Below are 22,572 nucleotides of genomic sequence, written 5' to 3'. Positions count from 1 at the left end.
TCAATTCCTGTTATTTGGTAAATGTTTTTTTGAAAATTGAGTAAATTTTAGAGAGATTGTGATGGACATGATATAGTCGACTTATTGAATCACTCAATACATGGAGGTTTCTCATGCCACATTTCACACATCCATCGATTGACGAGACATTTTCGGGTGTCTATTTGCTCACCAATCGAAACGGATCAATCCACCAGTCTTACGGCTATGCGAATCGCTCAGAACAGATTCAACATGACGTGACGACACGGTTCGGGATCGCGTCCGGTTGCAAACTGTTTACAGCAATCGCGATTTGCCAGTTAGTCGAGCAAGGGAAACTATCCTTCTCCACCTCGCTTGACTCGTTTCAAACATTCGACTTACCTCATCTGTCACCAAACGTCACCGTGCATCAACTGTTGACGCACACGTCGGGAATCCCTGACTATTTTAATGAGTCCGTCTCTGATGACTTTGAAGCGCTATGGCATGATATTCTGATGTATCGACTTCAACAGTTACGTGATTTTTTACCGCTGTTTCAACAAAAATCCATGAAAGACGAGCCGGGGTCTCGATTCTCCTACAACAATGCGGGGTATATTCTGTTAGGGTTGATTGTGGAAGAAGTGACCGGTCAATCGTTCACCGATTACGTCGAACAATCGATTTTTCAGCCTGCCGGTATGACCGATTCCGGATACTTTTCACTCGATGCCTTGCCTTCTAAAACAGCACTCGGTTATATCGACCACCCGGACGGCACATGGCGTACAAACCAATATGCGATTCCAATCAAGGGAGGAGCAGATGGCGGAGCTTATGTGACCGTTCAAGATATGACCCGTTTTTGGAAAGCATTGTTTTCACATCAGCTACTGGACGCCGCATCCACCTCCCTCCTTCTCACACCACATGTGACGATCAATGACCGCGGCGGGAGTTATGGATACGGACTTTGGATTCAACATCACGCGTCGGGAGACGTCTATAAATATCATGTGATGGGATATGACCCCGGTGTCAGTTTCCATTCGGGTTACTATCCAGAAATCGATACCATCTCGGTTATTTGTTCAAATCAATCAGATGGGGCGTTCGACATGATGAAACAGATTGAAATACAGATTGGAGAGCGGCTCGAATGAACATTCGGAATTATATGGAATCAGACTTTGACTCGATTCAACAACTCAATCACGACGAAGGTTGGAACCAATTGGTAGAACGTGACGCATTGACCCGTGAGGCATGGCGTCAATCCAACGTCGCCTATGTAATGGAATCTGAAGAGGGGACGATAATCGCTTATTTGCGCGGATTGACTGATACGACAGTCAGTTTGTATGTCTGTGAACTGTTGGTTGCATCCGCATATCGGAAACGCGGCCTCGGTGAACAGCTACTCCGACACGTCCATACACTTTATCCAGACACACGGCTTGAGATGCTCGCAAGTCAAAACTCGTACACATATTATGAAAAATTACGGTTCCGTCCGTTTTATGGGTTTCGAAAAACGATTCACGAATAGGAGGAATGGATATGAAACTTGCTCTCATTACCGGCGCATCACGTGGTCTCGGTCGCGCAATCGCTCAGGAACTACAAGCTAGAGATTACGAGGTAGTCGGTCTCTCTCGCTCACAGGCAGAAGACGTTACGTATCAACAACTACCTGTCGACCTCTCAAACATCTCAGGAATTGAAACAACCATCAAAGACATCACTCCACTTCTAGAGAATGCCGATTCGATTCTTCTTGTTCAAAATGCAGCATGGATTGAACCGATTCATCGTGTCGGACAATTAGATGGCGAGAAAGTGACCGCTCATGTCCACGCTAACTTGCTTGCGCCGATGCTACTGGCGAATGCGGTCCTTGCTTTCGATAAGCCGACTGAGTTGATTCATGTGACTTCTGGCGCTGCTAAGCGTCCGATCTCAGGTTGGAGCGCATATTGTGGCACGAAAGCAGGACTCGATCATTTCACAGAGACGCTTGCACTAGAGCTAGAAGGAACCTCACATCGTGCAGCTCTATTCAATCCAGGTGTGATGGATACGTCGATGCAGGCGGAGATTCGTTCTTCTTCAAAAGAGGCGTTCGCTGACCTTGAACAATTCCGTTCATACGAAACAGAAGGACGACTCCGCTCTCCTGAGACGGTTGCTCGTGTATTTGCTGAACAGTTGATTGACCGCCCTCTAGAAAATGGCAAGACGTATTCGATTTACGACTTGATTAAATAATTTACCAGGTCAAAAAAAGAAACACCCTTCTCTCATCAAACCGTCTACACTACATGCATAGATACGTGAAAGGGTGAATTCTATGAAAACAATCGCTGGAGGATTACTGCTATTTGGACTGTTCAGCCTCACCATGTCATTCACAATGATTGGAGATACCGCCGTCGTCGGGGCGATGGTGAGTGGCGTTTCAATTTTATGTAGTGTCGGCTTATTATTTGGAGCGACTGAACTCAGTCGGATCCGTCACGACCTGCTCCACGACAAAAAAACGTCTTTCCCATCTGAATGAGGGAAAGACGTTTTCGATTCAATCTTCTTCGTATTCCTCTAATAGATCATCAACATCGTATTCTTCGAAGTCATCTTCATCGATAAAGATATCGCGATCGTTCACGACATGAATCGGACCATTGGCCACATCGATTCGAATCGTCCACGCCCAAGGAATGCGTAATCGGTTATAAACACCTGTCCAGAACTCCATTGACTCTTGCTCATACTGTTCAAATTCTGTCAGAAGTTCTTTAAATGACACGCCTGTTAACTGGAAGTTTGAATCTTGGAGCCGTTGAAGCGCATGATGCTTCGCTTCTAATTCGGCCGCTCGAACCATTTCCTCAGCTGTCGCCATCTCCAGGATCGTCCCGTCTGGTGGGAGAATATCGTATACGTTGAACAATTCGCCTTCTTCTACTTCTACATCGTCAAACTCATAGTCATCGTGCCGCATACTACATTCCTCCTTACGCAATTTGAATCCCCTCTATTGTACCACTCTCTACCCGTTTCCCCCTAAAGATTCGTGCATATATTTCATTTTGCGAGGGAAAGAGTGTTAGAGTGAGGACATCCACAGGAAAAGAGGTTAAGCAGATGAATGAATCATTCCAAGCACTCGTGCTCGACCAGCACGAGGAACGCCTTCATGCCGAAGTAAAAGAAGTCAAAGCCGACGTCCTTCCGAAAGAAGAAGATGGGAACGTCTTAGTCGAGGTCCACTATTCCGCATTGAATTATAAAGACGCGCTCGGATTAACGACTTCTGGTAAAATCGTCAATCGCTATCCGTTCATTCCGGGATGCGAATTCGTTGGAACTGTCGTCGAATCAGACCACCTCGACATCAAAGTTGGCGACGAGGTGATCGCCACTGGTTTCGGGATTGGGGAACGGCACTTCGGTGGATTTAGCCAGTATGCGCAAGTGCCGGGGAAATGGCTCGTGAAATTACCGAAAGGAATGAGCATGCGAGATGCGATCGCCATCGGAACACCAGGACTTACCGCCATGCTTTCCATTGATGCACTCGAACACGCAGGTGTGCGTCCGGGTGAAGAAGTACTCGTCACAGGCGCGACAGGTGGTGTCGGAAGCTCCGCGATTACGTTACTTCGTCGTCTCGGCTACCATGTCGTCGCTTCCACTGGTAAAACAGATTCACCATACTTACGCTCACTCGGTGTCGAGACGATCATCGATCGAAGCGAATTAGAAGGACCTGCCCGTCCCCTCGCCAAGCAACGTTTCGATGCCGCTATTGATTCGGTCGGTGGAAATACACTCGCCAACATCTTGAGTCAGATACGATATGAAGGTGCTGTCGCCGCATGCGGTCTCGTCGGAGGCGCCGAGTTGCCAACGAGCGTCTATCCGTTTATCTTACGCGGCGTGAAGCTCATCGGAATCGATTCGGTCATGCAACCCATGGTTCGTCGTACGAACGCATGGGAACGTCTCGAAGAACTCATCGATCCGAAAGTTCTCAATGAGATGATCCATGAGATTCCGTTACACGACGTCCCTCGCCACGCCGAAGCGATGATGCGTGGTGAATTGAGTGGTCGCACCGTCGTCCGTCTTCGCTAATCCCATCAAAAGAGACTGAACCATTCACGATTCAGTCTCTTTCCTCTCTATTCTCCATGGTGTGGAATCAGATAGTGAATCCGGCAGGTGCGTCTTTTACGACGACGAGTACTTTGCCTTGATCTAACTTTTCTTCGAGACGCTCTGATTCTTCTTTTGTGAAGCCGAGCTCTTGAAAATCGGCTCGCAGTTCGTCTCCTTTTTTACGGAACACGTTTTTGACGGCTGTCCCCAAACCGACGTCACTTGCCGAGACGGTGTTCGCATCGGCATTATCCGCGACACGTTTGCTCCGGTCATCGTCATGTGTGATGACGTAGATGTTGGATTCATCAATCCCATTTGTTTTCATCGATTGAACGGCGGTAACGACTTCTTCATCATTTGTAAATTCCTTGTACAAAACTGACATGTCTATTCTCCTCCTTCAATTCTACTACATTACTAGGTATTACCTTCCTTCACGTTCTTCACACATTAAAAAACGATGACAAACGTCATCGTTTTGTTAAACGGCGGGCTCTTGGCCTTTTCGTTTTTTCAATTCTTCCAATAAAATGTTCGATTCATTGAATGGAATCGACTGTCGACCGATTCGTTCAATGTGGTCATGTCCTTTTCCGACGACCACGACACGCTTTCCTTCTAACGCTTGCGTGGCCGCATGTCGAAGGGCCTCTTCCCTTGCTTCAAACGTCACATACTTCACATCCGGTTGGATACCTTTTACTAAATCACGAATGATTTGTTTCGGGTCTTCCATGCGGACATCATGTACGGTGACAATCACCTCGTTCGAATAGCGACTTGCGATACGTCCCATATCTTGACGTTTCGTAGGATCACGGTCTCCTGCCGCACTTAACACGACGACAAGTGCACGGTCGTCTTGTTGCAATGTGGATAGACATTTCTCTAGCCCGTCTGGTGTGTGGGCATAGTCAATATAAATCTCAGCATCCTCTGTAGCCAAACGTTCCAACCGCCCTTTTGGCAAAGTGAGTCCTGGAACATTTGAAACGATGGTTCGTAGCGCCATATCCGAAGTCGACACGAGCCCGATTGCCGCTGCTAAGTTCGCCGCATTGAACGCCCCCATGAATCGAACGGGCACTTCGAGTTTGAACTCATTCATCCTGACGAGTACCGTCTCGTCACGCCAGATGACTTGTACATCAGCCTCTACATCTACTGTCGTGCTATACATAATCGCTCGACGTGTCGGCGCAAACTCAGCCATGACATGACTAGCCGGATCTTCCGCATTTAACACGATCGCCTCACCGTTCGTCACTTCCACCTGTTCAAACAATCGCGCTTTGGCTCGGGCATACTCATCCATCGAACGATGGTAGTCCAAATGGTCATGCGTCAAATTCGTAAACGCGGCCGCATGAAAGTGGATTCCCGCTACGCGACCTTCCATCAAGGCATGCGATGATACTTCAAGTACGCAATCCGTGACGCCTGCATCGACCATCTCTGCTAAGATGCGATGTAAGACGACGGCTTCTGGTGTCGTATTGGCTGTCTCAATCGTTTGATTATGAAAACGCGCGCCAATCGTACTCACGATTCCGGCACGACGTCCTGAAAGACGCAACAAGTCATAAGTCAATGTCGCTGTAGTAGTTTTTCCATTCGTTCCTGTCACACCGTATATACGCATCCGATGAGAGGGGTGATCATAAAATACACTCGCAACCGCTCCTGCCGTTTGTTTCGTATCGGCAACAACCACATTTGGTACATCGAGATCGAGTGGATATTCTGAGATGACCGCACTCGCACCGTTGGCGACGGCGTCTTCTGCGAACTTATGACCGTCAACCGTATAGCCGCGAATGCAAATAAAGACATTCCCTGAACTGACCTTCCTAGAGTCCGTTTCGACTCCGGTCACCCATGGATCAAAGATGTCATCCATCTCATTTTTTAAAATGGCGGATAAACGTTTCGTTCTCATGCTGTGTACGTCCTTTCTCATGGGTGTCGCTAGGTTCATAAAACCTTATCGTCATGTTACTAGATTTTAACGGCAATTGAGATGACAAATATATTACTTCCCGTTTTCAAAGGAAAGCAATCACTTCACAAAAAAAACCTAGACGTTTCATTCACGTACTAGGTTCCTCCATTTTGAATGCTAAATTGTGTTTTAGTAGCTCCGCCTCAAGGACAAAAAGGGCATTCGGTCCGATTCCATGCCAACTCGCAACCTCACGGCGTGTATAGGGACACAATTCATGCAGAGACTCGATTCCTTTAGCGACTAGTGCCCTTTTAGCTGGCGCTGCTAACGTTTGGTAAGGCAATCATCCAATCTCCGCCTTTTGCTTTCTAAATCGTCCGTTGATGGGAAGACAGGCAAGAACTTGCTCGATTCGAAACGTTCGTCTCGCTTGTTTATTCAAATCCCATGCCACCACGTACTCCCCTTGCACTTTAATCAGTTTGACCCGCCGCTCTGAAAATGTCCCATGTCGATCGACATACACCATTTCTGTGACTTGTCCCGAACGCATCCATCGTAACAATTCTTCTCTCATCCTGTTTTCCCTCCTTTGTCTTCATTATACAGAACATTTGTTCTCGTTTCTATTGATAAGCTGTTCGCTGATTCAAATTTCGATTATGATAAAGGAAATCAAATGAGAGAGGAAAAAACCGATGACTTATGTATTGTTACTGATCTTGGCTGCCTTTTTATTTGGGGCCATGATTTTCGCTGCACTGGCGTTACCAAACCTTCGCAACATTTTATTTAATCGTGGCAGTTTGTTCAATCAACAGAGTGAGACCGTCACTTGTCCGAAGTGCAAAACATCATTCAAACGCGCGCCGGGAGATGCACAGACTTGCCCGAATTGTTATCACACGTTTTGAATCGTTGTGGGGTATGCATATTCGACCGCTATTCTTCATATTCCTTGGTTTGAACGGGAGCAAATGAGTGAAAGAACAGAGAGGATGCTTTATCTGAGTAAAGTTCCTGATTCTTTTATCGTTGAAACCTTCATTCCATACGAAAGGAGTTGCATATGCTTCCTACACTCGATGAACGCCTGGTCGATCAAATCCGTCTTAAAAATCGCCAAGCCTTAGAACATTTATACTCACGCTATGAAAAACTACTTTATCGATATGCGCTTCATCTGAATGACCATCCTGCAACTGCAGAGGCGGCCTTGACCGATTTATTTTGTCGGATTTGGCAACAACGTCTTCACTTCAATCCACATTCCGAAACGATTCGTGCGACCCTCATCCGTTCATTAGAGGAAATCATGCACTATATGAAAGAGGACAAATCAGATTCCAATACTTCTAAAATCCCTTCTGCATAAGATTTTGTTGTCATCTCCGGATACATCTGTTTTGCCTGTTCGGTCGCATTACCCACTAAATAGCCTTTCCCTACATGCGCTAACATCCCAAGGTCATTCCCACTGTCGCCGAACGCATATGTTTCTTTGCGTAAGAAGGAAGCAGTGGTGCATACATATCGAACACTCGATTCTTTCCCGGCATGCATTGGATAAAAATCAATATCCCATGCATCCATCGGATCACCTGCCTTCGGATTGCATCGGCTGATATTGACGGCAATCCCTTCTTGATCAGCTAGCATGCGAAATATTTCACTCCAAGACCCGATTTGGTCACGGAGGTAATAACTCCGGATCCAGGGACTCGTCCCAAAACCCGGTTGCGCTTCTAGTTCAACCTGCATCTGTCCAATCTGTGACGCAACACGTTCCACACGAGATATAAAATCACTTGGGAATGACGCTTGATACGGTTTTTCTAAAGAAAACGTTCCGTCTAGGTCAATATGATACAATTCCGTACCTAAACTTGAAGCGATACGGTGAGGCCAAAAGCGAAGGTTTGCCTGCTCAACTTTTGCCTGTAGCGATTCGAGTGAACTACCCGTCACCCACATCGTCGACAATTGATGGGAGTAGCGTTCCAATAAGTCTTCGAGCCGTCGAACGGATGCCAATTGATCTGGTGTACATGCATGAGGAAAGTAGGTTTCATCAAAGTCAAAGCATACGAGGGTGTGTCCTTCATTCGTAAATCGTTTCATGATCTCGTCTCCTTATCGTTTTCTCCTTCTCCTATAGTACAATGAAACAAAGGAGGCATCTTATGATTTCACGACTCGCTCAGACCTATTGCCAATTGAGTAGCTTGTTTACCGGATTCCTTATTGTCTTTTCTTTTCTTTTTGGCATTCGCACATACTTCTTTTGGGCGACGGTGAGCGCTCCCTTAACCGCAATCGGATTGATGCTGATGACGGCGATTGGGCTAAGTGTCATCACCTACCTTCTTTCAGAGAAATTAAGATTATTCATTTATTCGAAGCTTCCGTCTCAAACCGGAACATGTTCAATAAATCGTCATACAAAATAGTCATCCATTTTTCGATTTTATACGTTAGATCAATACAAGGGACATCCCTTCTGCGCAAAGGAGTATGTTATGACTGACTTAGAGTTATATGAGCGTGTCAGGCAAAAGGACAAAGAAGCGCTCGAAATATTGTATGATCGATACGAACGCATTTTATACGCATTTGTCCTACAACTGACAAAAGATCGTGATTTGGCGGAAGAAGCCATGCAAGAAGTATTCATCAAACTTTGGCGTGGCGGTGGAATCTATGATGAGTCAAAAGGAAAGTTTCGTTCTTGGCTCTTCACGATGAGCCGTCATGTGACCATCGACTTAATTCGGAAGCGTAAACCGGATCTACAACTAGACGAATCTTACGCTGAGGCCATTCCTTCCGAGTCACCGTCCGTTGAGAAAGAAGTCGAGTGGCAAGAAGAACGTGCTCAAATCGAGACAGCCATGGCCACATTACCTGCCGAACAGCAGCAGGTCGTCCGACTCATGTATTTCCAAGGACTGAGCCAGCAAAAAATTGCTGATGCATGTGGCATCCCGCTCGGAACGGTAAAAGGAAGGATTCGACTGGCGCTAAGGCAACTGAAGAAACAGTTATCCCATGAATTCATCGGAAAAGAGGTAGAACAATGAACGCATGCGACCAATTGATTGACTACTTCAACCAACATTTAACGGAAGAAGAGCGAATGAAATTTGAACAACATCTGGCAACGTGTAAGGACTGTCAAGAAGAGCTCGAACAACTTGAAGCTCTTGTCGGTGGCGTCGCGTTCTTGTCTACTCCGACTGAGCCACCCCGAGGCATGAAAGCGCGTGTCCTCGATCGTGTATTCGAAGAAGAAGACAATGAACCCGTCACCACAACCGACACTTCTACATCAGTTCCACCGGCGACACCGTTTAAACAGAAGAAGAAACGGAACGTACCGGTCTGGGGAATGGTCGCTTTAGCAGCGGCGCTCCTACTCTCTTTGATTGGAAACGGGTATCTGCTCACCAATCAACCCGATTCACCTGGCATCACACTGACCGAATCAATCCCACTTGAAGGTGAGTCTGAAGGAACCGCTTATCTTGCAGAGCAGGACGGAACGACACAACTGATCGTCCAAACGAACGGCCTAGCCTCACTCGATGCCAATGAGGTGTATCAAGTATGGCTCTTAAAAGATGGTGCCCCGATTCCGACCGGCGCTTTCGTCACCGATGATAAAGGGAACGGGACGGTCATCTACACACTCGACTCGGATGAAGTCGACGTCGACTGGGATACCGTCGCCGTCACAAAAGAACCGAATCGCGGAAATGAGACGCCACAAGGTGAAATCGTCTTAAGTGCTAGTCTTTAATTCTTGAACCGGACACATTCGTTGTCCGGTTTTTTGTTATGATGAACTAAAGGAGTGAATGGGATGCAAAAACCAAAAATCGGTATTGTCGGACTTGGAAATATCGCTCAAAAAGCGTATTTACCCATCCTTTCGATTCATCCTCGAATCGAGGTGGTCGGCGCCTTTTCCCCGAACACATCTAAGCGAGACACGATTTGTCAAACATACCGAATGACCTCATTCGACACATTGAATGATCTCGCCTCATCCATCGATGCAGCGTTCGTACATAGTTCAACGGAAACCCATTATGACATCGTATCGTATTTATTAGAGCACGGCGTCGATGTTTATGTAGATAAGCCTCTCGCCGAAACAATCGAGGAAGCGGAGCAACTCGTCATTCAAGCTGAACGTCTTGGGCGTAAATTGATGGTCGGGTTCAATCGACGTTTCGCTCCGCTGTATATGCGTCTTCAAAGCGAGTCCTCTGTCCACATGATTGACGTGGTAAAACATCGAGAGAACGATGTCGGTCCTAAGGATGCGACCTTCACCTTACTCGATGATTACTTGCATGTCATTGATACGTTACGTTTCCTCGCTGGTAATGAGCTCACACTCGTCTCGGGTCACGTCGACGTCAATGACAAGCATGAGCTTCGATTCGCCCGCCACGTATGGCAAGATGAGCACGGAATGCACACGACATCGATGCATCGCACGTCCGGAGCGAACCATGAGCACGTCTCGATTGTACGGGATGGGGAACGATTGTCCGTCGAAGAGATGGTCACGCTACATCGTTTCAAGCACGGTCGACATGAAGTCGAAACGTTCGGTTCATGGGACACGACACTCGTGCAACGAGGATTCCAAGGCGCGATTGACCACTTCATTTCCGCACTCATCGAGGATACAGCGATTTCAACAGACGGTCGTGTTGCCCTTGAGACACAGCGGCTTGTCACGAACTTAATCAACTAAAGGAGGGATACACATGGATTTCTTTTTCTACATCATGGTTATGGTGATTGTGGTCTCGTCAGTCGGTGCCAATACGATTATCAAAACGAGAGAAGCACGTGTCGAAGAAAGACGATTGAAGATCGAAGAAGAGAAGCTCGCCATCCAACGGCTTGAACTCGAAATGAAACGCGAACAAGACAAACTTGATCATCATGGATTTTAATCAAAAGCGGTCACCCTCCAAAATGAGGGCAACCGCTTTGTCGTTACAGATGACGGTTTGAAATCGGCAGTTGTTGTCGCCGTTCCGCGAGCGTCGACCACGTCACGGCCGTCATGATACAACCGGCACCGATAAAGAAATTCAGATGGAGCGTTTCATTCAAGACGAGCCATCCGAGCGTCCCTCCGACCAAAGGCTGGAAGAAGAAAAAGAGTGACCCGACACTCGCATCCATCAACTCAAGCCCTTTGTTCCAAAAGAAGAACGCCCCTGCCGTCGACACGACACCGATATATAGGACACTGAGCCAAAGGACACCATTCAATTCTGGAAAGCCGTTTTGAATGACCTCTATACTCATCAAAGGGGTCATCAATAACCAGGCAACTCCAATCGCAAACGTCGTCAGTGTCAACGTCGATAAGGTCTGTGTTCCGATTTTGACGTAAATGGACATGAGCGCCCACGTCACGGCGGCTAATACGAGTATAAAACTGCCTAAGCGATACGTCCCTTCCCCTTCCCAACCGACGACGATGAGAACACCGACCGTTGCCAACCCAAGCGTTCCAATCTTGACAGGAGTCAGTCGTTCTTTCAATAAGATTCGGGCAAATAAGACCATGAAAGCTGGTGTCGCTGCGGTCACAAGGGAGCCGGTATGTGCATCCGATAGCTTCGTTCCGATAAATTGAAACGAAATCGAAGCGACGTATCCAATGACGCCGACGAGTCCGATCCACTTCCAATCCGCCCGTCGAATCGATTCCCGTCCAAACCGAAACCAAACGACGAAAAGGACCATAAATGCAACAGCGTATCGTAACCAGACGAACGTGAACGGTTCAATATATGCGAGCGCATATTTACTGACCACATACATCCCGCCCCATATACTCGCCGCAAGGGTCAAACTGAGTGCTCCTAGCCATTCTTTCCTCATTTCTTCGCCTCCTCGATGGCGACTATATACGACATCCTTGCTTCCATTTCCTTTATTTTCATTGTCAGTCGTAAGAAAAACGCTTACAATCAAGACATAGATGAATGAAAGGAGGGAGAAAGGTGAAATTTGTCGGACGTACGCATTGGACAACTGAACATTTGTACATTTTGCGTGCGATTTTTCACGATGTCGCTTAATCAAGGGACCCGTCTGTCCTTTTTTAGACATTGCTGAATACACGACAAAGCGCCTCTCTCTTTCTAAACCGAGCGCTTCTTTGTGCTCGGTTTTTTTGATAGGCCCTAACTTTAGGAGGAACCTATTATGTTGATCGATCTTCAACACATTCAAAAACAATACGGTGGGCACACCGTTCTCACAGATGCGAATTTATTCATGAACGAAAACGAACGAGTCGGTCTTGTCGGCCGAAACGGCAGTGGCAAAACGACGCTTTTACGAATCCTTGTCGGCTCTGAAGAGCATGACGCCGGTACGATTTACCGCCGACAACGACTCTCTATCGGCTATTTGGTGCAGCTTCCTGACTACCCTGGACGCAGTGGTCGTGACGTCCTCTATACTGCTTTTGAGGAAGTGACTCGCCTGAGTGAAAAAATGTCTTCCCTCGAGCAAGAGATGGCGACGTCCGAACAGCTCGAACGCCTTCTCGAATCATACGGTGCCATTCAAGAACAATTCGAACATGCGGGTGGATATGTCTACGAGTCAAAAATCAGCGCAATGATTGATGGACTCAAATTGACCTCATTCGTGGACCAACCGTTCGATACGCTAAGCGGGGGCGAGCGTACAAAAATCGGTCTCGCCCTGGCGCTCCTTCAAGAACCAGAACTACTCATTTTGGACGAACCGACGAACCATCTAGATTTAGAAGCGATGACTTGGCTCGAATCCTATTTACAGGATTACGATTCAGCGCTCCTCATCGTCTCCCATGACCGGGTCTTCTTAGATGCGGTCGCCACACGAATCGTCGAGTGCGAGGATGGAGAATTGACGAGTTATCCTGGGAATTATACGGACTTCGTTGCCCAAAAAGAAAAACAGTTGCTTGACCAGTTTCACGCTTACACGGAGCAACAGAAGAAAATCAAAAAAATGAAGGAAACGATCCGGCAGTTGCGGCAATGGGCCAACGAGGGCAATCCGCCGAATGAAAAGTTCTATCGTCGCGCCAAATCGATGGAAAAGGCTCTCGAACGAATTGAACGAATCAAGCGACCACAACTCGAAGCCGAGCAACCGAATATCCAGTTCACGACGAACGGGCGTACCGGGCGTGACGTCTTCGAAGTGAGTGACGTGACACTCACGTATGATCGTCCTCTATTTGAAAACGTGCACTTCTATACAGGTCACGGAGAACGCGTCGCCATCGTCGGACCGAACGGGAGTGGAAAATCTTCGCTTTTGAAAATGTTACTCGGTGAAGTTATCCCTCAAGCTGGGACCGTCCGACGAGCCGATCAAGCCAAAATTGGATATCTGTCGCAACACATCACGTTCGATGAGTCACATCGCTTAATCGAGGCGTTTCGGGACCGGATCGCAGTCGATGAAGGCAAAGCGAGGCACCTTCTCGCTCAGTTTCTATTTTACGGCGCGAGTGTGTTTAAGCCTGTCTCAAATTTGAGCGGCGGGGAGAAGATGCGACTCATGCTTGCCATCCTCGTCCATGAAGAAATCAATGTCCTCGTCCTAGACGAGCCGACGAACCATTTGGATATCGAATCGAGAGAGGCACTTGAAGATGCGCTCGAACGTTTCCCTGGAACGGTCGTTACGGTTTCCCATGACCGCTACTTCTTAAATAAGCTGTTCCCCATCACGTATTGGCTCGACGGGACGATGACGCGTTTCGAAGGTAACGTCGCCTATGCTCTCGACAAGCGTGGACAGGCATCGAAAGATGAACCTGTAACGGAGCGCGTCAAACCATCAAAATCGCTGAAGCAGACGAAAGTCGCTCCATCTACGGTTGATGAGGAAGCTCACCTAACCCAATTAGAGACAGAACATCAGGCGCTACTCCAACGGATGAATGAATTGGATGACCTTGATGAATTGATGGTGCTACAACGACAAGTTGATGCGTTGCAGGAAGAAATCGATGATGTGATGACACGTTTGCTCGAAACTTTGTAATCTATAAAGAGAAGCGGCACCCGATCAAGGGCGCCGCTTCTTTTGCTCAAATCGAATCTGTATGAGATAGCCGATGACCGCGATAGCCATCAACCCAATTGGGAGTATGCGGTAAAGACCTTCCATCGTTCCCGTTGTCAAAAGAATCACTCCACTAAGAAACGTTCCGAACCAATATAGCTTTGGCATATGATCCCTCCATCGGTTGCATTCACTCAATAGGATACCACAAGAAAAGCGCCCTCACTCGGCGCTTTTCTTGATTCTCTAGTCCCCGGACTTTCATCCAACCAAGCCCTTGCTCGATTGACCGTCCCATCCATGATTTGGTTCGACTAGAGATGTCCAAGCCAACGTGACGCATCATTCCAATCCGTTCATCGTCCATTGTTTCACCAATTGTTTTTCATTCGAAAACATGAAATTGAATAGGTGACTCATAGACATTTTGATCGAATGGGCACGAGAGGACTTGGCACCTATGATGTCCACTTCTGACGCGGATCATGTGGAATTCCGTATACAAACAGTCTGTCTGGTATGCTTGCTCGTATGGCAAGCAGAGGCCGACGCATCATCGTTTGGAATACACGATTCACGTTCATGTGGGCTTTGCCCATCCCTTTCATCCATAAGCGACAGGTGACGAAAGTGCCTCCCCGTTCCCCGACTCATTTCAGAAAGTGAATGGTTACATGTATACAATATCCGTTTTAAGTGAGATTCAATCCTCGTTCACGATTTCTCCATAATCCAATTCATACATAATGCGTCAGCGCGTAAGCGACCCCGTCCTCTTCTACATCCTTTGTAATATGCGTGCTCAAATCTTTTAACGGATCCACAGCATTCCCCATCGCAATCCTTGTTTCTGCCACTTCGAACATCGACACATCATTCAGATTGTCTCCGATGGCGACGACATCACGCATCGGAATCTGATAATGCTCAGCTAGCTGTTTCAAGGCTGCGCCTTTACTCGCATGAGGATGTCCGATTTCAATTTTCGTCCACCCCGCAGTCGTAATCAAAATATCGTTCCGTGGTTCATAGATTTTACGCAACCGGTGTAGCTTTCGGCGATCGAACGAATAGACAAACACCTTGTACACTTCATCTCGTTCAAAGTCGATGTCTGCCATCGAATCCATATATGTCAGACCGAACTGCTCATTTTAGATTTCAATCTCACGTTCCGCCCACTCACGGGTGAACGATTGATCATGTGGCAACACCTCATTGAGTTCCCGTTTTAATAAATCACTCCCTGAACGGAGTACTTTCACTCCCGCATTCGTATAAAATTCGACGTACGCATCATCTGCGTTCGCGATTTCCCATAGCTCGTCTACAACCGTTTGATCCATCGCATGATAGTAAATTCGCTCGTTCTCATAAAACCCGATTGCTCCGTTACCTGACAAAATCGGACAGACGAGGTCACTTCGCTTCAACAGCTCCTCGATATCATGAATCGAACGTCCTGAACAAATCGTGACGATATCACCCTGTTCTTGCCGACGACGAATCGCCTCCTGGTTTGCCTTTGTTATCACGCCCGTGCGCGATAACAGCGTCCCGTCTAAATCAATCGCAATCAATTTCATATCGTTCCCTCCTCCTTAGTTCTTTTCCCGATTCAACTGCGTAAAACACGATGAAGGGAATACCAATGTGTATGATGTCTACCTGCCCTCGTTGTTTGTTGACTTCCTTATGTCCGATTGCTCCGATTTTGACAACGTACAAGCTTTAAAGGGGGAATATGGGGAGATGAACGATTTCACACGTGCTTACGCACAACAACTAGACAAACAAGACCCGCTCGCATCGTATCGGGAAGAATTTTATTTACCGGAACACGGGATTTATATGGATGGGAATTCACTCGGTCTCTTATCGAAACGAGCCGAGCGCACACTCCTTGAATCGCTTGCGGACTGGAGAGAGCTCGGGATCGACGGCTGGATGTCAGGTCGCCATCCTTGGTTCAACTTGTCCGAAGAGTTGGCCGCACTGAACGCGCCGCTCATCGGTGGAAAGCCGGAAGAAGTGATGGTCACTGGTTCGACGACCGTGAACTTGCATCAACTCGTCGCATCGTTCTTCAAACCGGATGGCAAACGCACGAAGATTTTGGCAGACGCCCTCACGTTCCCGTCTGACATTTACGCTTTAAAGAGCCAGCTCGAATTGCGTGGACTCGACCCTTCTGAGCACCTCGTTCAAGTCGACAGTCCGGATGGGCGCTTCTTGGTAGAAGACGACTTGATTGCCGCGATGACCGACGAGATTGCCCTGATCGTATTGCCGACCGTCCTCTATCGCAGTGGTCAGATTTTAGATATGCCTCGTCTAACGAAGGCGGCACACGAGCGTGGAATTTTGATTGGCTTCGATGCCTGTCACTCCGTCGGCGCCATTCCTCATGACTTCCACGACTGGGGTGTCGACTTCGCATACTGGTGCAACTATAAACATTTGAACGGGGGTCCGGGAACGGTCGGGGGCTTATTCGTTCATGAACGTCACTTCGGCACGACACCTGGACTCGCCGGATGGTTCGGTTCGCACAAAGATAAACAGTTCGATATGGACCATACGATGACACCGGCCGAACATGCCGGTGCGTTCCAAATCGGAACACCACACGTTATGAGCCTCGCTCCTCAACTTGGCGCGCTTGAGATGTTCAACGAGGTCGGGATGGAAGCGATTCGTCAAAAATCACTCGCGCTCACGACGTATATGATGGATTTGATCGAAGAGATGCTCGCACCTCACGGATTCTTCATCGGTAGCCCGACTGACACACGACAGCGCGGCGCTCATTTGAGCCTCGAGCATCCTGAAGCGGCACGCATCTGTAAAGCGTTGAAGAAACATCACATCATCCCTGACTTCCGCGCACCGAATATCATCCGTCTCGCGCCGGTCGCACTATATAACACGTTTACCGACGTGTATGATGTGATCGTGACGTTGAAGAAAATCATGGACGACAAAGAATATGAGGCGTTCGAGAACGTCCGCGAAGTGGTCGCATAAGGGAGGAACTGTCATGAGTGAACGCACAGAACATAAAGTAGAAAAATCGATTCAAACAGATTTCTCAAAAGACATGTCGTACGGGGACTATCTCCAGCTCGACCCGATTTTATCAAGTCAACATCGCCTTTCTGACCATCATGATGAGATGCTGTTCATCATCATCCACCAGACGAGCGAATTGTGGATGAAGCTCATTTTGCATGAATTGACAGCAGCCACGACGGCAATCACGAACGGGGAGCTCGAGCGTTCGTTCAAGATGCTCGCCCGCGTCTCGAAGATTCAGCAGCAACTCATCCAGTCATGGGGCGTCCTTGCGACGTTGACACCGGCCGAGTATTTAGAGTTCCGAGACCAACTCGGCTCGTCCTCTGGTTTTCAGTCTTACCAAAACCGACAGATCGAATTCGCACTCGGCTTCAAAAACGCACGGACGCTCAGTGTTTACGCACACGATGAAAAATTGTATCCATTGCTCGAAGGCTCGCTACAAGCTCCTAGCATTTATGATGTGACCGTCCGCGAAATGCATCGTCGGGGTCTATCGATTGATGCGAGCGTGCTCGAACGTGATGTCACCCAGGACTGGGAATGGAATGAAAGTGTCGAGAAGGCATGGGTCGAAGTCTATCGAGACGTCGATACGTATTGGGACTTATATGAGCTCGGTGAAAAGCTACTCGATATCGGGAGCCAGCAACAGATGTGGCGCTTTAACCATATGAGCACCGTGGAACGCATTATCGGACAGAAGATGGGGACAGGTGGTTCGTCTGGCGTGAACTATTTACGTCGCGTGCTCGACCATCGCTTCTTCCCAGAACTGTGGACGGTCCGGACATCACTATAAGAGGAGCTGAATGCAATGACTTGGATTGATGTATCACAGCCACTCCATGCCGATGTTGCGACATGGCCGGGAGATACAACATTTTCGTATGATATCGCGTGGCCGATGGCAGAGAGTGGTTCGGTCAATGTCGGGAAGATGACATTGAGTTTACATCTCGGGACCCACATCGATGCACCGTTTCATTTTGACGACCATGGGAAGCGCGTGATCGACCTCGATCCGTCCGTATATATCGGACCAGCCCGTGTGATTCATCTACCGCATAAGGCAAAGATTGAAGCATCTGATTTGGATGGTCATGATTTGACTGGGGTGGAACGCCTCATCTTAAAAACGGATGGTTGGCCCGATAAGAGCGTCTTCCCCGAGACAATCCCTGAACTGACACCCGCTCTTGCCGATCGTCTCGGGGAACTTGGAATCTTCTTGATCGGACTCGACTTACCGTCCGTTGATGCGATTGACAGTAAAGAGATGGATGCCCATCACGCATTAGCACAAAATGGTGTGCATATCTTAGAAGGACTCGTTTTAGACAATATCTTACCGGGAGATTACGATTTGAATGCCGTCCCTCTCCCAATCGTCGAAGGGGATGGAAGTCCCGTTCGCGCATTGCTTCGCCCTATATTGTAAAGAGATAGCCGGAATCGGCTGTCTCTTTTTTGATTAGACAGGGATAGTCCGACGTTTGGCGAAATAGATGAGAAACTCTATTTGAAGAGAGGACATTCGATGAAGATTCTATTATTATCTGGCGGTGATGGAAAAAGACTATGGCCACTTTCGAACAATTCGAATGCCAAACAATTCATTCGTTTATTGCCTAGCAGAGGTGGAACGAAACAATCAATGCTTGAAAGAGTTTATAATCAACTAAAAACACAAGATTTAGACACTAACGCTTTCATTATCACAAATGTTCAGCAAAAAGATTGTGTCATTCATCCAGTTGGTACAGATACTAATATCATTTCCGAACCAACTCGTCGTGATACAGCAAGCTATTTAAAACCTATGAACAACGATACACAACTTCTCATTTCCCCATATAAATAAAAATGACCTCACGAGCTCTACCCGAAATCAAGCATCGTGAGGTTTCTTCTTACTTATTTGATTAATTCGAGTTCGACCGGAATGTTTTCCTCCACTGTTTCACCTTTCAGATGATTGATTGCAGCTGCTACACCCAACTTCCCAATCTCAGCGGGCTTTTGTGCAACCGTAGCTGCCATCGTCCCACCTTCGACCGCTTTGACGGCATCGTCTGTCGCATCGAATCCGATGACTTTCACGTCACTCATTCCAGCCGCTTCGAGTGCTTGAACGGCACCGAGTGCCATCTCATCGTTATGTGCGAATACAGCGACGATATCTTTATTGTCCTGTAAGATGTTCTCCATGACCGTCAATCCTTCTGCACGGTCAAAGTTTGCCGATTGTTTTGCCACGACTTCCAATTTCCCATCGATGGCTTCGTTGAATCCTTGTCCGCGGTCACGTGTCGCCGACGCTCCTGGAATCCCCTCGAGCTCGACGACTTTTTGCCCTTCGCCTACGAGTTCGACCATGTAGTCACCCGCCAACTGTCCACCTGCGACGTTATCTGATGCCACGTGGGCGACGACGTCCCCTGTTTCAGCGTTACGGTCTACCGTGATGACGGGAATGCCTGCATCGTTCGCTGCTTGTACCGCCGCGCCGACTGCTTCTGAATCTGTCGGGTTGATGAGAATCAAATCCATCCCCTTTTGAATCATATCTTCGACGTCATTCACTTGCTTCGCCGCGTCGTTTTGCGCATCCGCTACCGTCAACGTCGCATCCATTTCGTTCGCCTGTTCTTCTGCGCCTTCTTTCAGTGCGACGAAGAACGGGTTATTCAATGTTGAGATCGATAAGCCGATTTCATAATCGCCATCTTTCGTTTCCGTTTCAGACGATGACCCCGGTTGTTCAGTCGAGCAAGCTGCCATCAGTACCATAGTCAGTGCGAGTAGCCAAGCTGTCCATTTTTTCATGTTCCGTTTTCCCCTTTCGCGTGTTACGCGTTTTGTCGACGATCAAGCAATACGGCAAACAATATAACTGCACCTTTTACGACGAGTTGGAAGAATGATGATACGCCGAGAAGGTTCAATCCGTTGTTGAGCGTTCCGATGATCAGCGCCCCGATCAACGTTCCGACAATCCAACCTCGACCACCCGCAAGACTCGTTCCCCCGAGAACGACCGCTGCGATGGCATCGAGTTCGTATGACGTTCCTGCCGTCGGTTGTGCGGAGTTGAGACGTGATGTCAAGATGATACCTGCGAGTGCTGCAAGCATACCCGATAGGGAGTAGATCATGATTTTGACTTTATTGACGCCAATCCCCATTAATTTCGCCGCTTCTTCATTTCCACCAATCGCGTACGTGTGACGACCAAATGTCGTCTTCTTCAAGATGAAATACAGGACACCGAATGCGAGTAGCATCGTCAATGCCGGTACTGGAATGATCCAGAAGTAGCCGCGTCCGAGCATCTCGAACCAACCGGAATTCCCGAGACCCGTAATCGGTCGTCCGTCTGTATAGACGAGCGTCAAGCCCCGATAAATGGTCATCGTAGCCAATGTCGCGATGAACGGTGCCACTTTCCCGTAAGTAATGACCGCCCCGTTAAAGGCCCCGAGAACGGCACCTGCAATCAAGCCGAGTGCGACGGCCATAACCGCATGTTGACCATCCACCATCATGCCTGCCACCAGTGCAGAAGCGAGCGCCAAAATCGACCCGACCGATAAATCGATTCCCCCTGTCAAGATGACAAACGTCATCCCGAAGGCAATCAAGGCATTGATCGACACTTGGCGGAGTACGTTGAAGATATTATTTAATGATAAAAATCCTGGTTCGAGCGCCGTCACGACGACAACGATGACGAGTAGACCAAACAGCGGTCCTAGTTTTTGCCCCCATCCGAGTCGACCCGGGCGCTTCAGTCCGGTCGTTGCTTTCAATTCCATATCATTGCCCTCCTGTCGCATACGTCATTACTTTTTCCTGTGTCGCCTCTTCTTTCGTGAGCGTCCCTGTCACCACACCTTCTCGCATGACGACTATCCGATCGCTCATCCCGAGTACTTCCGGTAAATCAGAAGAGACCATGATGATGGCGACGCCTGATTCCGCGAGATCGCTCATGATGTTGTAAATCTCTTTCTTGGCACCGACGTCGACGCCTCGGGTCGGCTCATCCAAAATCAAGACGTCTGGTTCGACACCTAACCATTTGCCGAGCACAATCTTCTGTTGATTCCCACCAGACAACGACTTCACTTTTTGTTCCATCGAATGATGTTTGACCCGCAATTTTTGTAAGTATGTCTCGGCGAACGTCTCCTCTTGTTGCTTCGAGATGACAGACCCTTTTGCTCGTTTATCGAGTGTCGGGAGCGACAGGTTTTCTCTTAGCGAGAAATCGAGGAGTAAGCCTTCCCCTTTTCGGTCCTCTGTCAAAAACGCGATGCCGTGCTTGATGGCGTCGGCCGGAGTTTTGATTCGAATCGGTTGCCCGTTCAGTTTGATGACTCCCCCTTTGTGGGTGTCTGCTCCGAATAAGGCACGCATCACCTCGGTCCGTCCCGCTCCCATCAATCCGGAAAACCCGATAATTTCTCCGGCACGGACGTTGAACGAGACGTTGTGGAACCGGTTACCGATTAAATCATCCACCTCGAGCACGACGTCCCCAAGTGTAGCGGTACGTGTCGGATAGCGTTCCCCAATCTCGCGACCGACCATATCGCGCACCGTTTCCTCAAATGAGGTGTCTTGAATCGTACGAGTCGAAATGGATTGTCCATCCCGAAGTACCGTGATTCGGTCGCATAAGTCAAAAATCTCTTCCATCCGGTGTGAGATATAGATGATGGACACGCCTTGATCTCGTAAGGCACGAGACACGGCGAAGAGCGCCTGGATTTCGCGATCCGTCAAGGCGGCTGTCGGTTCATCCATGACGATGACCTTCGCATCTGTCATGAGCGCCTTGGCAATCTCAATCATCTGTTGCTGACCGACCGATAAATTGCGTGCCACTTCATCGACATCCATGAAAACGTTCAATTCAGCCAAGTATTCTCGAGCACGTCTTGTCATCTCCTGCTGTTTGACCATCCCGAACGGTCCTGTCAGCTCTCGACCCAAAAATAAGTTTTCTGTCACCGTCATCTCCGGTAAGATATTGAGCTCCTGATGGATGAAAGCGATGCCTTCTTGCTCCGCTTCTTTTGGGTGTTTGAATTGACGTTTCGCGCCGTCGATGAGAATCTCACCTTCATCCTGCGCATGCAGACCGGTCATCACCTTCATCAATGTCGACTTTCCGGCCCCGTTCTCGCCCATAAGTGCATGAATTTCTCCAGGCAACAGTTCGAAATCGACTCCTTTTAAGACGGAGACTGGTCCGAACGACTTATGGATGCCTTTCAACTGAATATGCATCGAATCCCCCC

Annotated in this window: 27 protein-coding genes and 1 pseudogene; 16 read left to right on the top strand and 12 right to left on the bottom strand. The window is 48.2% G+C overall.

All coding sequences use genetic code 11. The features are described from left to right. Window positions 1–113 precede the first annotated feature (113 nt). From KNO61_RS08550 to KNO61_RS08535, 4 genes are all read left to right on the top strand, one after another. Window positions 114–1,130 carry a serine hydrolase domain-containing protein gene (locus KNO61_RS08550; RefSeq protein ID WP_214872966.1) on the top strand — a complete coding sequence of 339 codons (1,017 nt, stop codon included), beginning with the start codon at window positions 114–116 and terminating at the stop codon, window positions 1,128–1,130. Further along, window positions 1,127–1,516, top strand: coding sequence for a GNAT family N-acetyltransferase (locus KNO61_RS08545; RefSeq protein ID WP_012727527.1), 390 nt, complete (start codon window positions 1,127–1,129; stop codon window positions 1,514–1,516). The genes KNO61_RS08550 and KNO61_RS08545 overlap by 4 nt, the downstream gene beginning before the upstream one ends. Window positions 1,517–1,527: 11 nt before the next feature. Next, window positions 1,528–2,235: an SDR family NAD(P)-dependent oxidoreductase gene (locus KNO61_RS08540; protein ID WP_214872965.1), complete on the top strand. Its 708-nt coding sequence runs from the start codon at window positions 1,528–1,530 to the stop codon at window positions 2,233–2,235. A gap of 82 nt (window positions 2,236–2,317) precedes the next feature. After that, window positions 2,318–2,527, top strand: a complete 210-nt coding sequence (locus KNO61_RS08535) for a hypothetical protein (RefSeq protein ID WP_012727529.1) — start codon at window positions 2,318–2,320, stop codon at window positions 2,525–2,527. 18 nt (window positions 2,528–2,545) lie between these two features. On the opposite strand, the gene KNO61_RS08530 is transcribed toward KNO61_RS08535, so the two are convergent. Next, entirely contained in the window at window positions 2,546–2,968 is a 423-nt protein-coding gene (locus KNO61_RS08530) for a hypothetical protein (RefSeq protein WP_012727530.1), read from the bottom strand. Window positions 2,969–3,111: 143 nt separating this feature from the next. Between KNO61_RS08530 and KNO61_RS08525 the strand changes: the two genes are divergently transcribed. Next, on the top strand, window positions 3,112–4,104 hold the full coding sequence (locus KNO61_RS08525; protein ID WP_214872964.1) for an MDR family oxidoreductase: 993 nt from the start codon (window positions 3,112–3,114) through the stop codon (window positions 4,102–4,104). A 67-nt stretch (window positions 4,105–4,171) separates the two neighbouring features. On the opposite strand, the gene KNO61_RS08520 is transcribed toward KNO61_RS08525, so the two are convergent. The 3 genes from KNO61_RS08520 to KNO61_RS08510 form a co-directional block, all read right to left on the bottom strand. Next, window positions 4,172–4,516: a YflT domain-containing protein gene (locus KNO61_RS08520; protein WP_214872963.1), complete on the bottom strand. Its 345-nt coding sequence runs from the start codon at window positions 4,514–4,516 to the stop codon at window positions 4,172–4,174. Between the two features lie 96 nt (window positions 4,517–4,612). Next, the gene (locus tag KNO61_RS08515; RefSeq protein WP_214872962.1) at window positions 4,613–6,070 is read right to left on the bottom strand and encodes a UDP-N-acetylmuramoyl-L-alanyl-D-glutamate--2,6-diaminopimelate ligase; all 1,458 of its coding nucleotides are present in this window, start codon (window positions 6,068–6,070) and stop codon (window positions 4,613–4,615) included. Between the two features lie 349 nt (window positions 6,071–6,419). Further along, on the bottom strand, window positions 6,420–6,653 hold the full coding sequence (locus KNO61_RS08510; protein ID WP_214872961.1) for a hypothetical protein: 234 nt from the start codon (window positions 6,651–6,653) through the stop codon (window positions 6,420–6,422). A gap of 121 nt (window positions 6,654–6,774) precedes the next feature. Between KNO61_RS08510 and KNO61_RS08505 the strand changes: the two genes are divergently transcribed. Both KNO61_RS08505 and KNO61_RS08500 read left to right on the top strand, forming a co-directional pair. Then, window positions 6,775–6,990 carry a hypothetical protein gene (locus KNO61_RS08505; protein ID WP_012727536.1) on the top strand — a complete coding sequence of 72 codons (216 nt, stop codon included), beginning with the start codon at window positions 6,775–6,777 and terminating at the stop codon, window positions 6,988–6,990. 155 nt (window positions 6,991–7,145) lie between these two features. Beyond that, window positions 7,146–7,451, top strand: coding sequence for an RNA polymerase sigma factor (locus KNO61_RS08500; protein ID WP_074035485.1), 306 nt, complete (start codon window positions 7,146–7,148; stop codon window positions 7,449–7,451). Here KNO61_RS08500 and KNO61_RS08495 read toward each other — a convergent pair. After that, on the bottom strand, window positions 7,397–8,197 hold the full coding sequence (locus KNO61_RS08495; RefSeq protein WP_214872960.1) for an HAD family hydrolase: 801 nt from the start codon (window positions 8,195–8,197) through the stop codon (window positions 7,397–7,399). The genes KNO61_RS08500 and KNO61_RS08495 overlap by 55 nt on opposite strands. An 85-nt stretch (window positions 8,198–8,282) precedes the next feature. Next, window positions 8,283–8,432: a hypothetical protein gene (locus KNO61_RS08490; protein WP_211782131.1), complete on the bottom strand. Its 150-nt coding sequence runs from the start codon at window positions 8,430–8,432 to the stop codon at window positions 8,283–8,285. 163 nt (window positions 8,433–8,595) lie between these two features. Between KNO61_RS08490 and KNO61_RS08485 the strand changes: the two genes are divergently transcribed. The 4 genes from KNO61_RS08485 to KNO61_RS08470 all read left to right on the top strand — a co-directional run bounded on the left by KNO61_RS08485 (window position 8,596) and on the right by KNO61_RS08470 (window position 11,049). After that, a complete protein-coding gene (locus tag KNO61_RS08485; protein ID WP_214872959.1) occupies window positions 8,596–9,156 on the top strand; it encodes an RNA polymerase sigma factor in 561 nt (186 codons plus the stop codon). Then, window positions 9,153–9,875: an anti-sigma factor gene (locus tag KNO61_RS08480; RefSeq protein WP_214872958.1), complete on the top strand. Its 723-nt coding sequence runs from the start codon at window positions 9,153–9,155 to the stop codon at window positions 9,873–9,875. The genes KNO61_RS08485 and KNO61_RS08480 overlap by 4 nt, the downstream gene beginning before the upstream one ends. Before the next feature lie 63 nt (window positions 9,876–9,938). Further along, a complete protein-coding gene (locus KNO61_RS08475; RefSeq protein ID WP_214872957.1) occupies window positions 9,939–10,844 on the top strand; it encodes a Gfo/Idh/MocA family protein in 906 nt (301 codons plus the stop codon). A gap of 13 nt (window positions 10,845–10,857) precedes the next feature. Then, entirely contained in the window at window positions 10,858–11,049 is a 192-nt protein-coding gene (locus KNO61_RS08470; RefSeq protein ID WP_074035480.1) for a hypothetical protein, read from the top strand. Window positions 11,050–11,092: 43 nt separating this feature from the next. Here the strand turns inward: KNO61_RS08470 and KNO61_RS08465 are convergent, their stop codons facing one another. Further along, window positions 11,093–11,992, bottom strand: coding sequence for a DMT family transporter (locus KNO61_RS08465; RefSeq protein WP_214872956.1), 900 nt, complete (start codon window positions 11,990–11,992; stop codon window positions 11,093–11,095). 327 nt (window positions 11,993–12,319) lie between these two features. Between KNO61_RS08465 and abc-f the strand changes: the two genes are divergently transcribed. Further along, complete coding sequence (gene abc-f, locus KNO61_RS08460) at window positions 12,320–14,164, top strand: ribosomal protection-like ABC-F family protein (protein ID WP_214872955.1); 1,845 nt, start codon at window positions 12,320–12,322, stop codon at window positions 14,162–14,164. A gap of 24 nt (window positions 14,165–14,188) precedes the next feature. Here the strand turns inward: abc-f and KNO61_RS08455 are convergent, their stop codons facing one another. Beyond that, on the bottom strand, window positions 14,189–14,353 hold the full coding sequence (locus tag KNO61_RS08455; protein WP_168169879.1) for a hypothetical protein: 165 nt from the start codon (window positions 14,351–14,353) through the stop codon (window positions 14,189–14,191). A 569-nt stretch (window positions 14,354–14,922) separates the two neighbouring features. After that, a pseudogene (locus KNO61_RS08450) lies at window positions 14,923–15,771 on the bottom strand (Cof-type HAD-IIB family hydrolase). Between the two features lie 166 nt (window positions 15,772–15,937). Here KNO61_RS08450 and kynU point away from each other — a divergent pair. The 4 genes from kynU (at window position 15,938) to KNO61_RS08430 (ending at window position 19,127) form a co-directional block, all read left to right on the top strand. Further along, window positions 15,938–17,212 carry a kynureninase gene (gene kynU / locus KNO61_RS08445; protein WP_214872954.1) on the top strand — a complete coding sequence of 425 codons (1,275 nt, stop codon included), beginning with the start codon at window positions 15,938–15,940 and terminating at the stop codon, window positions 17,210–17,212. A gap of 13 nt (window positions 17,213–17,225) precedes the next feature. After that, entirely contained in the window at window positions 17,226–18,065 is an 840-nt protein-coding gene (gene kynA / locus KNO61_RS08440; protein WP_012727549.1) for a tryptophan 2,3-dioxygenase, read from the top strand. 15 nt (window positions 18,066–18,080) lie between these two features. Further along, on the top strand, window positions 18,081–18,704 hold the full coding sequence (kynB, locus tag KNO61_RS08435; protein ID WP_214872953.1) for an arylformamidase: 624 nt from the start codon (window positions 18,081–18,083) through the stop codon (window positions 18,702–18,704). Between the two features lie 99 nt (window positions 18,705–18,803). Then, window positions 18,804–19,127, top strand: a complete 324-nt coding sequence (locus tag KNO61_RS08430; RefSeq protein WP_214872951.1) for a sugar phosphate nucleotidyltransferase — start codon at window positions 18,804–18,806, stop codon at window positions 19,125–19,127. 53 nt (window positions 19,128–19,180) lie between these two features. Here KNO61_RS08430 and rbsB read toward each other — a convergent pair whose 3' ends face one another. From rbsB to KNO61_RS08415, 3 genes are read right to left on the bottom strand one after another with little or no spacing between them, the layout of a single operon-like run. After that, window positions 19,181–20,092, bottom strand: a complete 912-nt coding sequence (rbsB, locus tag KNO61_RS08425; RefSeq protein ID WP_214872949.1) for a ribose ABC transporter substrate-binding protein RbsB — start codon at window positions 20,090–20,092, stop codon at window positions 19,181–19,183. Window positions 20,093–20,115: 23 nt separating this feature from the next. After that, a complete protein-coding gene (locus tag KNO61_RS08420; RefSeq protein WP_012727561.1) occupies window positions 20,116–21,081 on the bottom strand; it encodes an ABC transporter permease subunit in 966 nt (321 codons plus the stop codon). A gap of 1 nt (window position 21,082) precedes the next feature. Further along, on the bottom strand, window positions 21,083–22,561 hold the full coding sequence (locus KNO61_RS08415) for a sugar ABC transporter ATP-binding protein (RefSeq protein WP_214872947.1): 1,479 nt from the start codon (window positions 22,559–22,561) through the stop codon (window positions 21,083–21,085). Window positions 22,562–22,572: the final 11 nt, after the last annotated feature.

Source organism: Exiguobacterium sp. s140, assembly GCF_018617035.1.
Lineage (GTDB): Bacteria > Bacillota > Bacilli > Exiguobacteriales > Exiguobacteriaceae > Exiguobacterium > Exiguobacterium profundum.
The sequence above is the reverse complement of the archived record's forward strand: the minus strand, read 5'-3'. Positions and strand labels throughout refer to the sequence as shown.